Raw genomic sequence first — 15,023 nt, forward strand, 5'->3', positions numbered from 1 at the left:
CCTTCCCGTCCTGAAAAATTGATAAGCAGTATCCCCCATCTCACACTCTATAAAATAATCATTTTATTTCTCAACATGGATACCTGGAATTAAAATACCAAAAATGGTAATATAAAGTCACCTTCAGTTGTCAATTGTGTCCCTTTTTTGAAAGGCCCTGTCTATAATGACAAGGCCTTTTAAATTTTCCTAACCTAAAATATCCTTTATATTTCGTTTTTTAGTTAACCCTAATAATATGTATGCCTCTTTTAATGTAATTAAATCTCTTTTACACTCCCCCATTTAAATATCTTTTATCGTAAAAATTGATCTTATGCACAATCTAATTAATAAACTGTGGTATAACGGGTATAGAAATTAAGTTTAATTTTAAATAAAAAGAAGAGTTAACTTTTTGATTAACTCTTCTTTTTGCAATTTCCCGCTCATTACTAGTAATTAATTTACGAAAATGCTCTTCTCTATTTTCTCTTATAAACTTCATCATTTCTATTAGCCCTACCCAAATTAGCTCCTAGATGTAATTTTTTCATGATTTATTAAAGTTCTACGCTACATGGTCAATATTGGTTTCTAACCAATTACTTACGTCTTCAATCACAAATAATAAATTCTTCTGTCAGTGTAAATCCTCGAAAAGGGTTAATTATTCACCAATATAAATGCGCCAGCCCTTATAATTAGCTGTTTGTCCCATTTTTATTTTATGTCGGCCTTTTTCAAACACATATTCCATATTTATATTTTTGACCAATTTATCAATCTCTTTATCTAAATTTAAATCTGGGTATATCATAGTAATCCATCTTTTCGTCAATTCAATAGATGGTTTATGATTTTCGAAGCTAATAGCAAAATTATTACCGCCCTTTTCATCTATACTCAATGGTCCATACCAATCTTTATTTTCTTTTGCCATTTTAGATGAAGCTAAATGTAGTACAGCACTTGTCTCCCAATACTTTATATCTAAATCATATTTCAAATTTATCTCATTAATGAGATCCTGCGCCTCTTTAGATATAGATTTACTATACACAGGAACAATATCAACCAACGATTTATCAAAAGTGAAATCATCTGTCACCATCGATCTCGGTATCCCCAACGGCATTACTTCAGGTTGTCCCGGCTTCTCTAACTTACGCATTGCATTATATAGAAACTGTGCATACTGCTCACGAGTTACTACTTTTTTAGGCTCAAATAAATTGTCACCAGTGCCCACAGCAATTTTGTTCTCTTGTAGGGCACTAATCGCCCCAGTAGCCCAATAATTTTTTTCCACATCATTAAAAGTAGTAATAGATTGTTGCTTTAAATTAAATGTTTTTTGTAAAATTGCCGCTAATTGTTCACGAGTTAATACATCATTTGGTCCAAATTCATTATCCCCATATCCATTCATAAGACCAGAACTGACAACAGCATGAATTTCTTTTTCAAACATAGTACCTTTTACATCTTTAAATTGATCTTCAAACCTATCACCTACAAGTAATGGCTGTAGATACACATATAGCAGACGAGCTGCTTGTCCCCGCGTAATATTATCGCCTAATCCAAACATTCCATTTCCATAGCCAGCTATCATTTTTTTATCTTTTAGATGCATAATTGCATCATAAGACCAGTGATTTGCAGGAACATCATTAAATGCTGTATCTGCTTGTACATTCGCTAACGATGTTAATGTCGTCGTAGCAAGTGTAGCTCCTATTATAAGCATTTTTGTTAGTTTCATACTGTAATCCCCTTATTTCTATAATTTATTATTACAAATAATTTCATTCGCCTTATATAATTCCTTTCCTAGCATATTAATATTAATATAAAAATACAATAATTATTATATATAAATATATGAAATTAATCATTTCCCTCATGTATTAATAACCTCTGTTCTACTTTCGGAATACCTCTAAAAATAGATTCCGTTGAGCATGTATGTAAAAGATTTGTTGATAGTAAATAAAAAAATTTGATAATAATCCATCATCTGTAATCCCCTCCATACAAAAAATAAGAAGCCTCTTTTTGAGAGACTTCTTATTTCTAATACAAACGACATACATAGGCTAAATATACACAATAAAATTAGGATGCTGAACCTTATTGCAGCTTAATTATAACATATACCTCCTTATTTTGTTTAATAATTCCAAATTATACAGCTTTATAAACATTTAAATGTTTATTTACATACAATGCACAAAAATAAAGCCAACTAAATATTTACTTATAGTACCAACGCATGCAAAAAACAGTTACCGTCCCATTCATAGTTTTGAAGATTTGTCCTCTCCTTCTTTAAGAACACTTTAAACTTCGGATAAATTACCTTATATCTTTATCTTATGTATGCAGAATTACATATCAAATTCCATTGAAAATCATTCTCATTGTAACTATAATGGTTTCAAGAAGTGATATTTTCACTTCTTTTTCAAATCTCACAATTTATTAAAGGAGGAACTAGCATTATGAAAAAAGTTATTTTAGCAGGGGCATTAGGAATTGCAGTACTATCAGGTATGAATTTACCAGGAGCAGAGGCACCAAAAGCAAGTGCGGCAACTACGAACTTAGACATTCAAGAAGTTACAAAATATTACTCTATGAGTTCCTATGAAGTTTCTCAAAAAGAATCATTTAATCTTAGTAAAGGGGAAGAACTTACGGTCTTTGTACAAAATTCCGGGTTCCCAATTTCTTATACAGTCTTTGATGCGGATGATCAAGTAATTGGCACATACAATGCTAATTCACCATACGGTCGCGTATTCAAAGCACAAAAAGACGGTAATATTTCTGTTCAATTTCAAGCAGGAGTAAATTCTTCTTACATGAAGAAGATGAATTTCACAGCCAAATTTGCAGTGTCTAAATTTAACTAGCAGTAAAGATTTTCACTATCCTCTTTAAAGGCAAATTAAAAAGGTATATCCCTTCCATGGGATATACCTTTAACTTTAGTGAATTTTATATTGACCAGATAACTGTTCTTGCGCCATACGAACTAATCGTTTTGTAATTTCTCCACCTACTGAACCATTTGCTCTTGCTGTTGAATCTGGTCCAAGTGTAACACCAAACTCCTGAGCAATTTCATATTTCATTTGTTCAATTGCACTTGCTGCAGCTGCTATTAAGATTTCGTTTGAATTATTATTTTCGCGAATTTGCATTTTTTAAACACCTCCGTTGGATTTGGTAATATCATGCTCTATTTCCAACAAAATATGCAAAAAAAATTATTTGTTTAGCCATTTTACATATATACCTAAGCTTTCATCCCTTATGTGGGAATAAATAAAGGTATAGGTCATACCTACACCTTCTCCTATCCTACTTACTTTTGAATTCCCCTATTAACTCCTGTAACTCTTGGGAGAGCCAATTTAAAGAATTCGCTAACTCTGCAATATCTTGTACATACAGTTCTTGCTCTTTCATACTTGTCTCTACATTACCACTGCTATTCACATATGTATTTGCAATGTGTGATAATTCATTTACAACCTTAACAATAGTTTGAGAATCTTTTAAAATGTCACTTGAATTATTCGAAATCGCTTTAATTTGATTTGTAACAGATTGTGCAGATCCTGAAATCTTTTCAAAGAAAGCACCACTACTTTGAACAAGCGTTATTCCTGATTCCACTTCCTTTGAACACTTCAGTATGGATCTTACAGCCTCCTCTGATTCAGCTTGGGTTTCACCAATTAAATTCGTTATATCCCTTGCAGATGCCTCGGTTCTTTCCGCTAATATACGTACCTCATCCGCAACAACTGAAAATCCTTTTCCCATCTCTCCAACACATGAAGCTTCAGTAGAAGCATTTAAAGCTAATAAATTTGTTTGATTTGAAATGGTTGTAATTATAGTAAGAATTTCATTAATTTCCTTAGATCGTGCTTCTAATACATAAATACTAAAAGATACATCTTGAACTGTATCTTGGATTCTTTTCATTTGATTCACAATTTGCTTAATCAAATCTTTTCCTTCTCCAGAATGCTGTTCCATGTCTTCCGAAGCAGTCGCAACTTGTTTGGCAGCTCCTTTCATTTCTTTCATCTTACTTTCCATTTCTTGAACAATTCCTAAACATTTTTGCACTACATGTTCATGAGAATGTGCTCTTAAATTTAATCCTGTAATAGCACTCGCAATTCCTTTAAAGGATATGCTATTCTCTTTTGTACCTACCGACAATTCTTGTGAAGATGTCGAAACCTGTTCAGCAGTCTGCCTTACTTTATCTATAATTTTATTAAACTTTTTAATAGTGTTATTAAAATAGCTATTAGTTATCCCTATATCATCAGACCTTTCATTCAATTTAATACTTAAATCACCTTCACCAACTTTACGTAACCCTTCTTGTAAATCCTTTAAAGGCGATAGAGATTTTCGTGAGATGAATATTTGAATTGTAATTGCGATGGTTAATGAAATTATTATAAATAGTAAACCGTGCACTATAAATTGTTTCTTTGTAAGAGGAATAATAGAAGCATCCAAATCTGCTGCAACAATTGCTATTATATTTTTATTTTCATCTGTAATTGGCTCTAAAATTGTTACCCATGTACCTAGTGCATCTCCATACACTTCGGTCATTTGTGCCTGCTTCGTTTTCATTACTTTGTCGTATGCCTTCTTCCAATGAGTAGGATGCTCATAATAGTCACCTGTTTTTACAGAACCTAGTTTTACAGAAACCGTATCTGCTAATTCTGTATCCAAAGCTACTAATTGTAATTCAGCTTTATCATTTAGCTTGGCCCCTGTAACATATGTTTGTCCGACACTTTTCATATTTTTTATAGCTTTATCTAATTGCTCTGTCAATTTTTCTTTCTTCACTCTTTGTGCTGTGGGGTCTTTTGCTACATCTCTTACTACTTCTAGATCTAATTGATTTATTATTATATCGCCTGTTTCAAAAGACTGCCTTTCAAACATAGACATCATACTATTTTGAAACATATTAAAACTTAACGCCCCCATACTTCCCACAAGCGTTAGAATTACTAATACCGTTAGTAATATATTTTTCTGAAGCAACGATAGCTTATGCCAATATTTTTTCATTGATTTCACCTTTCTTATTTTCAACAATACAAAAACAAAGTAATAACATATAAAAAGGTTCTCTTTCTGTTATTAATTTAAATATTTGAAATAGCATACTAGTCATTCAACCAAACGTTCCAATTTTTTTCGTTTGATAGAGTTTTTTTCCTTGTATACTGATAGCTTCACTATATTTAAAGTAATAATTTAACGAATCTAAGCATTTATGTATTTAAATCTCAAAGCATCCTGCCATTGTAATGAGCATTAAAATACAGCTAATTTACAACAATCTCTTATATATCTCCACTAAAGAAATAATAGTTATGAAACCTATAATTAATAATGCTAAAGTTTATTTTGAACCCCATTACAATCTATTCTACAAATATCAGTTTTCCCATTTGCAATCTCATCTTTTATATATCCAGCTGATTTGGGAAATCTATTAGTAGAAAGACGTTTACCTTCTACTACTTCACCTTTTCCATTTGTACTGATACCTTCTAGATCCATTATGTTAAGTGTTAGTTTTAGACGAAGAAAAGAATTCTTAAGCTCTCATCTTTGGCCATCTTTATCTCGCACAACAAAAACAAACTGGAAAGTTCCTTCCAGTTTCCTATTTTATAACTATTTTCCTTATTTTTCTATAACATTTTAATTTCTACTTGTACAAAGTAAACCTAAACCCTTTTAGCCTAATCCAATTTATTTCTTCAATTATCTTAAAGTCGTATGAAATAGCACAATCAGTAAATTCTTATTACGAAACTTTTGTATTAAAAAATACTAAAGGACATACTCCTACAATATAAGCCATGGATGTAATTGTAGTACGATTTTCATCAGTAATAAACGTACACATGTTAAATAAAAAAAGACTCAATTATTTATACCTCATACATTCTTTTAGTATACATCCAATACTTTTTTCTTATATTCTACATCGTCAGTGACTCTAATTTTACCCATAGAAAAATCCCCTCCATAATAAATAGGTTAATGTGTTTTCTTTTTCCTATCTACTATGAGGGGAGTATGGCATAGCTTCTTTTGTGTAAAAGATCTAAGATTCTAGCGCAGTAATTAATTGCTGACGTTCTTTATCTCTAAAAATTTTAATTTCATGTTTAAATTCATAATTTCCTTCTTCAAATCTAACCCATTCCTTACTTGTCCAATATACAACATCTACATTTGCATCTAAAATTACCGAACATATGTCTACTAATTCTTCTTGGTAAAATGGCGCTTCTTTTGCTAGTTCAAAAGCTAGTACTTTTGGATCCTTACTTTTAATTTGCAGTTCCCTTGAAGTTTGCCCTAAATACTGCCATGGAGAGTGTAGGGATTGCACATGAACATTTTGAATTTCTTTAAAATGTGATGGAGAATGTATTGTAGCAGCAAATGTAGGTTTGCTCACTCCTATTGTTGTGCCTAAAGCAATAGAACCAATAATAAGTTTTTTAATCATTTTTTCAGCCCCTTTAATTATTTTAGATATGCTTCCTTTTTATACTACGTTCATGTTCGTGTAAATGAAGATGATTTGACATGATTCATCATTTTTCTCAAAAACTGTATATTAATTAATCGCTGTAAATTCACCAAAAACAAAAAAGTTTCCTCAAGGAAACTTTTTTGTTTTTGGTATACATTATATGTATAAAAATTAGTTTTGAAAATATTTACTTATTTGTTGATAAAATTGTATATGGCTATTGTTCCTACTATTATCTACATACATTTCATGCAAAGATTCACATCTACATGAACAAATTCATCTTATGACCGCTTTTCTTTTTACGAAATTAAGTAATTGTTTCAATAGCTGGTATAAATTACTTTCTTTCTCAGCTCTATTATTTTGTTCTTTCGCCTAAAATTCCAAAATCCCCATTACTTCTTTCGTAAATAGTTTAAAATCAGTTAAATGTTTTTCAATAATTTGACGAACAATATCTAAATTTACACTTTGATAATCATGAACAGCAATATTACGAAATCCAACCATTGCCTTTAACTTATTTGCTAGATCAGCGCTAAGTAATCCTGCTGTAACCAATAAATCAAAAGCCTCTCGACTAGATTGGGGTAGTCCTAATTTTTTCCCTGCAACAATATGCATTGCTAAATCAATACTCGCTTCACAAGCTCTTTGTATGTTCAATATTATTGAATCTTGTTTTGTAAAATCTTCTAAATTTTCAGGGTTATTTCCATACACATCTTGGATTCTTTTTATACAACGCTCTATTGTAGAAATTTTATTTAAAATAACCTCATTCTTCATATATAGAACCTCTTTTCTTTATATCATCAAATACTATCTGTCGTTCTTCATTCAATTTTGAATACATTTTTAATGTTTTCATTTCAAAAATAACCTTACGTTTTTCATCCGAACAAAATATTGTCTTTCCTGTATGTATAATCTGAGCTTGAAAAACTGTAGAAGCTTCGGATAAATCAACTAAATCAACATCTCTATGAACAATGTTAGCTAACTCCTGTGCTAATAAAAAACGTTCATAGTTCCCTAAAGTTGTGTCACTTAAATAAGCTATATCAATATCACTATCTTCTCGTTCTCTGTTCTCAGCCGTTGATCCAAACACAATTATCCAATAGGGATTCACCGTCTCTTGTAATTTTTCTATTATAGCTGTTATCATGCTTTGAAAAATCATTTAATTAATCCCCCTTATTATATTTGAATTTTATTATATCATAACCATTACAAAATCCATTAAGCTACAACAAATACATAAACAAAATTAAAGCTTCTTAGTACTTAAAGCACCTCAAAATTGCGTGATTATCCCTTTAAAAGCAAAAGACTGACAGTAATTGTCAGTCTTTTACTTTTGAAACTCTAAAAAAATAGGAGCTATATTTCTCTAATAATTGCGTTTTTTATATGTTAATTCACCTTTAATTTTTCTTTTACTTTTGTAGGGAGTTCGTCTTTCTTAACTTCTTCCCAAGATTTCACACCTTTTTCCTCAGTGTAATATATAAGTAAAAATGCTTCTTTACGAAGATTTTTTAATGCTGTAAACTCCATTTCCTTTTCCTTACCGTCCTTATCAAATCCAGATATTTTATATTGGTAAGTCGTATCACCATTAACATTTTTCTCTTTTAATTGTTCGCCATCCTTAGTAATTTGAACATAATATTTATCTGTACCAAGTCGGTTTAAGTTACAACCCGATAAAATCACAGTAAATATCACAAAAACACTAAACATAAGCATTATTCGTTTCATATTATTCACCTCATATTTCTTCTCAAAAAAATTATATCCCAATCTTCTTACTGCCAAAATCCATTAACATTACGCTAACATTACATTTTTGTAAGATAGTCAATATATATTCAAACTAAGCACCCGATGGACTTCAAGCCTTAGGATAAACTGTTTATTTTCAGATATCAACTATACTATGTAACATGAATGACTACATATATTATAATATGAAAGCATCATTTAATTTTTGCAGCATGAGGGAAGCAAGAAATTCATGATTTACTATATATTTATCATTTTGGAATAAACATATTTAGCAGCAAATGATACAAAAAAATTCCAGGATTCAGAAGTCAACAATTACAAATTCTGAATTTTCAATTTTAGGAAGGAAATAAATTATGACTAAAGTTGATAAAGTAAAAGAAAAAATAATTGAAACAGCTTTGTATCTATTCAATACGCAAGGAATTTCCCGCACATCCATTCAAGATATTATGGATGCAGCTTCTCTTCCTAAAGGTGCTATTTATCGCCGATTTAAAAGTAAAGAAGACATTGCATTGGCTGCATTTCATAAAGGTGGAGAAATCATATGGAAACATTTTTATGCGGCTATAGAAAATAAAGAGAATGTTATAGATAAAATCATCGCCATCTTCCTTGTATACCAAGATGCGGCTAACAATCCTCCAATAGCTGGTGGGTGTCCTTTACTTAATGTTGCTATTGAAAGTACAGATGTTTTCCCTGTATTACATGCTGCAGCCGCAAAAGGATATGACAATACAGTAGTTCTAATGGAATCTCTTATTAAAGAAGGAATCGAAAAAAAAGAAATTAAAGATGATATAGATGTTATGTCACTCGCTTCTTTCCTTTCTTCTTCCATGGAAGGAGCTATTATGGCTAGTCGAGTATCAAAAAATAATATACACCATCATTATTTTATAGATCAAATAAGATATCTTCTTAATTCATACTCTAATTAAAAAAGAGATATAATACATATCTCTTTATAAAACATATTTAAAAATAAAAAACAAAGGACAACAAACATATCTCTTTTGTTGTCCTTTGTTTTTATCGTTGCCTATTCCATATTGTACTGAATTTTTTATTTTACTCTATTATAGGATGAGAATAAGGTTTGATTAAAACATCAATCTTACTTAATTTTTTCCTACCAAACTAAATTCTGCTGTAATTTCTTTATCCATTTAGAATGTAGTATTTAGTAATACTTGTTCTGGACTGAATTTTTTAGTATTATAGCCATCGATTAAACTTCCTAATGTATATTCTCTTTATAAATTGAGTAACTAGAGCATACATTGTTAAAATTCCCAATAACCACAGAAAATAATAAAATGGAAGTGGAGTTAAACCAATTTGAGTACCTAAACCGGTAAATGGAAGGGAAATCCCTATAAACATAACTAAACCTGTAAGCATCAAAACTGGCCTAGCAGCCGTACTTTGTAGGAAAGGGATATGTTGAGTACGAATCATATGCACAATTAATAATTGTGTTAATAACCCTACTACGAACCAACCCGTTTGAAATAAGGATTGCATTTCAGGAATATTTGCACCAAATACATTCCACATTACGATAAAAATGATTATATCAAAAACACTACTTACCGGCCCAATAAAAATAATAAAACGAGATAAATCTTTTGTATCCCAGCTTCTTGGTTTTACTAAAAATTCATTGTCTACTTTATCCCACGGAATTGAAAGTTGGGATAGATTATATAGTAAATTTTGACATAATATTTGAATTGGTAGCATTGGAAGAAAAGGAAGGAATGCACTCGCAATTAATAAACTTAATACATTTCCAAAATTTGAACTTGCTGTCATCTTAATATACTTCAGTATATTTCCAAACGTTGTTCGTCCTTCCACTATAGCATCTTCTAAAACATGTAAGTCTTTTTCTATAAGTATAATATCTGAACTCTCTTTAACAATATCATCTGCTGTATGGATAGATACACCAACGTCAGACTGTTTTAAGGCAAACACATCGTTTATTCCATCCCCCATAAACCCAACTGTATGACCATTCATTTGAAGTGCCTTTATAATACGAAATTTTTGACTAGGATTTAATTTTGCAAACACACTTGTTTTACTTGCCAGTTTTCCTAATACCTTATCAGGAAGACTATCAATTTCATAACCCAGTACTGGTTCTCCTATATACAAGCCCATTTTCCTACATACATTTCTTGTCACGGACTCGTTATCGCCTGTTAAAATCTTCACTTGTACTCCTTTCTTTTGTAGAGTATGAAGTGCAGCGATAGCCGATTGTTTGGGTGGATTTAAAAAACCTACATATCCAACGAGTATCATATCTGATTCATCATTTATAGAATAACTTCCCACTTTATCACTATTTAATTGCTTATATGCAACTGCAACAACTCGTATTCCCTGCTCTTGCCAGAGTTCAATTATGTGTTTATTTCTACGCTGGATTTCATCTGTAATAGGAATTATCTTATTATTTTCTTTTATAAAACTACAAATTGAAGTAACTTCTCTAACTGCACCTTTACAAAGCATTATTCGTTCGTTAGCATTTTTTTCTATAACAACTGAAACTCTTCTTCTATCAAAATCAAATAGACATTCATCTATTTTGGAGTATTGAGACAAATCATATTTACTACTATTCTTTACATAACGTATAACTGATAAATCAATTTCATTTTTATAATTTGTATGAAAGTAACTATTTATATACGCTAATTTTAAAACCTCATCCGACTGCTCTCCATTTGTATCTGTATGGCGTACCAGGTCCATCTTATTTTCTGTCAACGTGCCTGTTTTGTCGGTACAGAGAATATCCATAGCTCCAAGATTATGAATAGAAGATAGTTGTTTTACAAGTACCTTTTTTTTACTCATATTAATAGAGCCTTTAGCTAAATTAGCTGTTACAATCATTGGAAGCATTTCTGGAGTGAGTCCAATTGCTACAGCAATTGCAAACAAAAAAGCCTCATACCAATTCCCATTAATCCCCCCATGGATTATCATGACAATAGGAGTCATGATGATCATAAATTTAATTAATAGCCAGCTAACTTTGCTTACCCCTTTATCGAATTTAGAATCAATTTTTTTGTTCAGCTTAACCTGATTCTTTGCTATTGAACCAAAGTAAGTATCTGTTCCAGTACCTACAACTATTACTTTTGCTGTACCACTTATAATATGAGTTCCCATAAAACAAAGATTTTCTAATTCAATTAGATTTTGAATTTTTCTAATTTTACGTTTTTTGTACATATGGAAATGCTGATTTGATTTTTCAACGGGTAATGCTTCTCCTGTTAGGGATGATTGATTTACCAGTAAATTTTCTGATGAGATAATCCGTACATCTGCAGGCACAATATTCCCAGCAGATAATTCTATAATATCCCCTGGCACAAGATTCTCAAGACCTATTTGTACCTTTCCACTTTCCTCCAATAAAGTTCTCTTATTTTCTTTATAAGAAATATTTCCCTTCCTGAGAACAGTTACCTTTTCATATACAAGATTTTTTAATCTTTCTACAGACCTCTGAGAACGAATTTCTTGTATGAACCGAATGAACACGCTTAACGCCACCATGATTCCCACAATAATAGTACCTTTTATATCATTGGTAAAAAAAGATAACATCCCTAATATAATTAGAAGAGAAATAAACGGATTTCTAAAAGAATTAAATAATGTTATATACCATTTTATTTTTTTTTGAGAAACTACTTTATTTTCTCCATACACTTCAAGCCTCTTAGTAGCTTCCTCATGAGACAGTCCTTGAGACGTTGTTTTAAAAAATTCTAACGTCGATTCAACATCACTTTTTGCAATTTCACTTAGCATTTTATAATTTTTGCTTAATACTTCCTGATTATAAAAATATTTTTTATTAGATCTCAACAAATTTACCTCCTATCCAATAAATAGAATTCCCCTGTTTTAAAAAAATAATTTTATAACTACATTTTTATAATTACCCTGAATTTCCAATCAGATTTAGAAGTGCAATAGCACTTAAATAGTATTATTCTCACCATAAATAGTAATTTTTATTTATAAACTCCCTCTTATTAGCAACAAAAATTTTGAATATAATATGGCCTTTCTCTAGTATAGTAGTGTAGATGCTTCATTAATTATTATTGAAATACGTTTTAACTATATAATGGATTACGAATGCCCACACTGATCCTAAAATAGCTCCTATTAATACATCCAGCGGATAATGAACTCCTACCCAGACTCTTGAAAAAGCAATTAAAAAAGCTAACAATACAAATCCTTTCCCTAAACGTTTTTTATATAAGCATAAAGTTATAGCTAGTGCGAAGGCACTTGTAGCATGGTCACTAGGAAAAGAGGCATTAGCGGTATGCTCAACAAGTTGATTTATATTCAAATGAGAAACAAATGGTCGATCTCTATAAAAAAACAATCCAATGATTCTATTCAATACAAAAGCAAAACAGCATGCTACAATGGCTTGAATTACACAAGTTCTATTTTTATATTTTTTGTTTAACCAAAGAATCATAAATAATAGTATGAACATATACTGAGCATATTCAGCAAAAAAAATCATTAAATAATTGATGTATATATTTTCTCCCACGTACTCATTTATATAGCGAAATCCATTATAATCAAGATTGTTTATTAAATTTAACATTTCTCCTCCATAAACAAATATATTACCTGTTAATTTTATTGAAAATTTAGTTACTTACCAGTGTTCCCATTGCCATTAAAGAACTTCCATTAAACCTAATAAGCGGAAGAGTGGTGCCTGTAAGGGGAAAAATTCCTGTGACACCTCCTAAATTAACAATAATCACACTCAGTTTATTAAACTCTGCAGGCTGTACTCCAAATATCCAAGGTTGTGCATTATTAACAACTTTTCCTTTCCATAAAACTAAAAATAGTAATACAAATTATTAATTTTAAATAAAGTTTATTTAATTGAGAGCGAAAACAGAGTTCACTACTATAGCCATAATTTTTAACTGCAACAATTGAGCTAGTACTATACTTCATCAAAATTCTAAATACAATTGTAATGATAAGTAAAAAAAACAACAGATAATCCAGTAACTTAAATACTTTTTGTATTTCTAATCTCTCTTTCTCCATACTTCCAACAAGCTTTTCTACAAACTTTGCAGGAACGAACATAGGTATAAAAAATTAACATAAATTTCTTATAGGCCTAGTAACATTTTTGCAATGGTAAAGTACAGAATTAACCCCGTTCCATCGACTAATGTCGTAATGAACGGACCTGAGATAACAGCTGGATCCAGCTTTAACTTATTTAATATCAAGGGTAATACAGATGAAACAATAGACGACCAAATAACAATGAACAATCCAGTAATAGCTACAACCTGTGCGACTTCTGTACCTACGCCTAAAGTGTACGCACGAATTAATGCCGCCACAGCTAATGTAATCCCCAGCAAAATACCCACTAATGCTTCTTTTTTTATAACCCGAAATATATCTTTAAATTTCACCTCATTTAGAGCTACAGCTCGAACCAATGTAGTTACGACCTGTGTACCTGTATTTCCTCCGGTTCCAATTAACAAGGGAATAAAAAAAGCCAGTGCAACTACATGAGTCAAAGTTTCTTCATAATGTCGCAGTACTGAACCAGTATATGCTTCTGCTACAAATAGAAGTAATAACCAACCTATACGTTTACGGTATATTTGCCAAATCGAGGTTTCAAAATACGGCTTATCTAAAGGGGTGCTTCCTCCTAATTTTTGAATATCTTCAGTTGCTTCTTCTTCGAAAACATCCATTGCATCATCGAAGGTTATGATACCTATCATCCGATTATCCATCGTTGTTACAGGTATAGCGGATAAATCATAATCCATTAGTTTTTGTACAGCTTCCTGTTGGTCTAAGTCCACTGAAACTGAAATAACATTCGATGCCATGATTGATGATAAAGTTTTATCATCTGTAGCTAGCAATAATTCACGAATTGAAACAATTCCATTTAGCTGACCACGTGTATCAAGAACATAAATATACGAAATTGATTCTACCCCTGCGCCAATTTTCCTAATATGCGACAGCGTATCTTTCACTTTCCAATTTTCCCTGGCAGCAATATAGTCAATGGTCATTAAACTGCCCGCTGTTCCAGATTGAAAAACCAACAGACTTCTAATTCTATTTTGAGATTCTTTAGATAAAAGTTGTATCAGTTTTTCAGCCTGAAGTCGATGAATTGAAAGAATTACATCAACAAGGTCATCAATAGATTGCCTAGCTAATAGCTCTTCTCCTTTATCCATAGGCACGTTGGTGTAAATATTATATTGCTCCTCTGGAGTAAGGTAACTAAGAATTTTCGCACCTTTTTCAGCAGGAAAATATTTCATTAAAGATATCTGATCTTTATGATGAAGTTCTTTCATTTCCATTGCAATATCATAGGATTGAGTTTTTATAAGCTCTTGCACTAAGTGTGTATCTTTTGTTGCTAATAATTGTTGTAAGCATTTTTTCATCGTAATTCCTCCTTAAGGACAGTGGTACTTGGTATCATTTTCCCACTTCTAGGAAAACTAATTTCTTAATAAATATGGGATCAATA

13 protein-coding genes and 1 pseudogene are annotated in these 15,023 nt (G+C 31.1%); 2 read left to right on the forward strand and 12 right to left on the reverse strand.

What is annotated here, in order from left to right; all coding sequences use genetic code 11:
* Positions 1–649: 649 nt before the first annotated feature.
* Complete coding sequence (locus tag AC0NJG_RS21300; protein ID WP_173601895.1) at positions 650–1,747, reverse strand: S-layer homology domain-containing protein; 1,098 nt, start codon at positions 1,745–1,747, stop codon at positions 650–652.
* 739 nt (positions 1,748–2,486) lie between these two features.
* Between AC0NJG_RS21300 and AC0NJG_RS21305 the strand changes: the two genes are divergently transcribed.
* Positions 2,487–2,900 carry a hypothetical protein gene (locus AC0NJG_RS21305; RefSeq protein WP_070169553.1) on the forward strand — a complete coding sequence of 138 codons (414 nt, stop codon included), beginning with the start codon at positions 2,487–2,489 and terminating at the stop codon, positions 2,898–2,900.
* 75 nt (positions 2,901–2,975) lie between these two features.
* Here AC0NJG_RS21305 and AC0NJG_RS21310 read toward each other — a convergent pair whose 3' ends face one another.
* From AC0NJG_RS21310 to AC0NJG_RS21340, 7 genes are all read right to left on the reverse strand, one after another.
* Complete coding sequence (locus tag AC0NJG_RS21310; protein WP_001167047.1) at positions 2,976–3,191, reverse strand: alpha/beta-type small acid-soluble spore protein; 216 nt, start codon at positions 3,189–3,191, stop codon at positions 2,976–2,978.
* Between the two features lie 160 nt (positions 3,192–3,351).
* A complete protein-coding gene (locus tag AC0NJG_RS21315) occupies positions 3,352–5,109 on the reverse strand; it encodes a methyl-accepting chemotaxis protein (RefSeq protein WP_087953990.1) in 1,758 nt (585 codons plus the stop codon).
* A 330-nt stretch (positions 5,110–5,439) separates the two neighbouring features.
* Positions 5,440–5,607 carry a hypothetical protein gene (locus AC0NJG_RS21320; RefSeq protein WP_474063383.1) on the reverse strand — a complete coding sequence of 56 codons (168 nt, stop codon included), beginning with the start codon at positions 5,605–5,607 and terminating at the stop codon, positions 5,440–5,442.
* A 553-nt stretch (positions 5,608–6,160) separates the two neighbouring features.
* Positions 6,161–6,571 carry a hypothetical protein gene (locus AC0NJG_RS21325; protein WP_173601892.1) on the reverse strand — a complete coding sequence of 137 codons (411 nt, stop codon included), beginning with the start codon at positions 6,569–6,571 and terminating at the stop codon, positions 6,161–6,163.
* 405 nt (positions 6,572–6,976) lie between these two features.
* Positions 6,977–7,390 (reverse strand): type VII toxin-antitoxin system HepT family RNase toxin, encoded by a 414-nt coding sequence (gene hepT, locus AC0NJG_RS21330; protein ID WP_000787549.1) that lies wholly within the window; start codon positions 7,388–7,390, stop codon positions 6,977–6,979.
* The gene (gene mntA / locus AC0NJG_RS21335; protein WP_000577223.1) at positions 7,380–7,787 is read right to left on the reverse strand and encodes a type VII toxin-antitoxin system MntA family adenylyltransferase antitoxin; all 408 of its coding nucleotides are present in this window, start codon (positions 7,785–7,787) and stop codon (positions 7,380–7,382) included. The genes hepT and mntA overlap by 11 nt, the downstream gene beginning before the upstream one ends.
* 233 nt (positions 7,788–8,020) lie before the next feature.
* Positions 8,021–8,368, reverse strand: a complete 348-nt coding sequence (locus AC0NJG_RS21340) for a YxeA family protein (RefSeq protein WP_087953988.1) — start codon at positions 8,366–8,368, stop codon at positions 8,021–8,023.
* 383 nt (positions 8,369–8,751) lie between these two features.
* On the opposite strand from AC0NJG_RS21340, the gene AC0NJG_RS21345 reads away from it, so the two are divergent.
* The gene (locus tag AC0NJG_RS21345; RefSeq protein WP_474063384.1) at positions 8,752–9,342 is read left to right on the forward strand and encodes a TetR/AcrR family transcriptional regulator; all 591 of its coding nucleotides are present in this window, start codon (positions 8,752–8,754) and stop codon (positions 9,340–9,342) included.
* A gap of 277 nt (positions 9,343–9,619) precedes the next feature.
* Here the strand turns inward: AC0NJG_RS21345 and mgtA are convergent, their stop codons facing one another.
* From mgtA to mgtE, 4 genes and pseudogenes are all read right to left on the reverse strand, one after another.
* Positions 9,620–12,310: a magnesium-translocating P-type ATPase gene (gene mgtA / locus AC0NJG_RS21350; protein WP_173601890.1), complete on the reverse strand. Its 2,691-nt coding sequence runs from the start codon at positions 12,308–12,310 to the stop codon at positions 9,620–9,622.
* Positions 12,311–12,539: 229 nt separating this feature from the next.
* Entirely contained in the window at positions 12,540–13,076 is a 537-nt protein-coding gene (locus AC0NJG_RS21355) for an undecaprenyl-diphosphatase (protein WP_087953985.1), read from the reverse strand.
* 154 nt (positions 13,077–13,230) lie between these two features.
* Positions 13,231–13,519, reverse strand: a pseudogene (locus AC0NJG_RS21360) (cell division protein FtsW); the annotation flags it as partial.
* A gap of 89 nt (positions 13,520–13,608) precedes the next feature.
* Positions 13,609–14,937 carry a magnesium transporter gene (mgtE, locus tag AC0NJG_RS21365; protein WP_087953984.1) on the reverse strand — a complete coding sequence of 443 codons (1,329 nt, stop codon included), beginning with the start codon at positions 14,935–14,937 and terminating at the stop codon, positions 13,609–13,611.
* Positions 14,938–15,023: the final 86 nt, after the last annotated feature.

Source organism: Bacillus sp. SSR7, from assembly GCF_055902415.1.

What these genes read in the sequence shown, in the direction of transcription:
- AC0NJG_RS21300 (WP_173601895.1), bottom strand. Translation starts at nt 1,747, where the DNA reads ATGAAACTAACAAAAATGCTTATAATAGGAGCTACACTTGCTACGACG.
- AC0NJG_RS21305 (WP_070169553.1), top strand. Translation starts at nt 2,487, where the DNA reads ATGAAAAAAGTTATTTTAGCAGGGGCATTAGGAATTGCAGTACTATCA.
- AC0NJG_RS21310 (WP_001167047.1), bottom strand. Translation starts at nt 3,191, where the DNA reads ATGCAAATTCGCGAAAATAATAATTCAAACGAAATCTTAATAGCAGCT.
- AC0NJG_RS21315 (WP_087953990.1), bottom strand. Translation starts at nt 5,109, where the DNA reads ATGAAAAAATATTGGCATAAGCTATCGTTGCTTCAGAAAAATATATTA.
- AC0NJG_RS21320 (WP_474063383.1), bottom strand. Translation starts at nt 5,607, where the DNA reads ATGGATCTAGAAGGTATCAGTACAAATGGAAAAGGTGAAGTAGTAGAA.
- AC0NJG_RS21325 (WP_173601892.1), bottom strand. Translation starts at nt 6,571, where the DNA reads ATGATTAAAAAACTTATTATTGGTTCTATTGCTTTAGGCACAACAATA.
- hepT (WP_000787549.1), bottom strand. Translation starts at nt 7,390, where the DNA reads ATGAAGAATGAGGTTATTTTAAATAAAATTTCTACAATAGAGCGTTGT.
- mntA (WP_000577223.1), bottom strand. Translation starts at nt 7,787, where the DNA reads ATGATTTTTCAAAGCATGATAACAGCTATAATAGAAAAATTACAAGAG.
- AC0NJG_RS21340 (WP_087953988.1), bottom strand. Translation starts at nt 8,368, where the DNA reads ATGAAACGAATAATGCTTATGTTTAGTGTTTTTGTGATATTTACTGTG.
- AC0NJG_RS21345 (WP_474063384.1), top strand. Translation starts at nt 8,752, where the DNA reads ATGACTAAAGTTGATAAAGTAAAAGAAAAAATAATTGAAACAGCTTTG.
- AC0NJG_RS21355 (WP_087953985.1), bottom strand. Translation starts at nt 13,076, where the DNA reads ATGTTAAATTTAATAAACAATCTTGATTATAATGGATTTCGCTATATA.
- mgtE (WP_087953984.1), bottom strand. Translation starts at nt 14,937, where the DNA reads ATGAAAAAATGCTTACAACAATTATTAGCAACAAAAGATACACACTTA.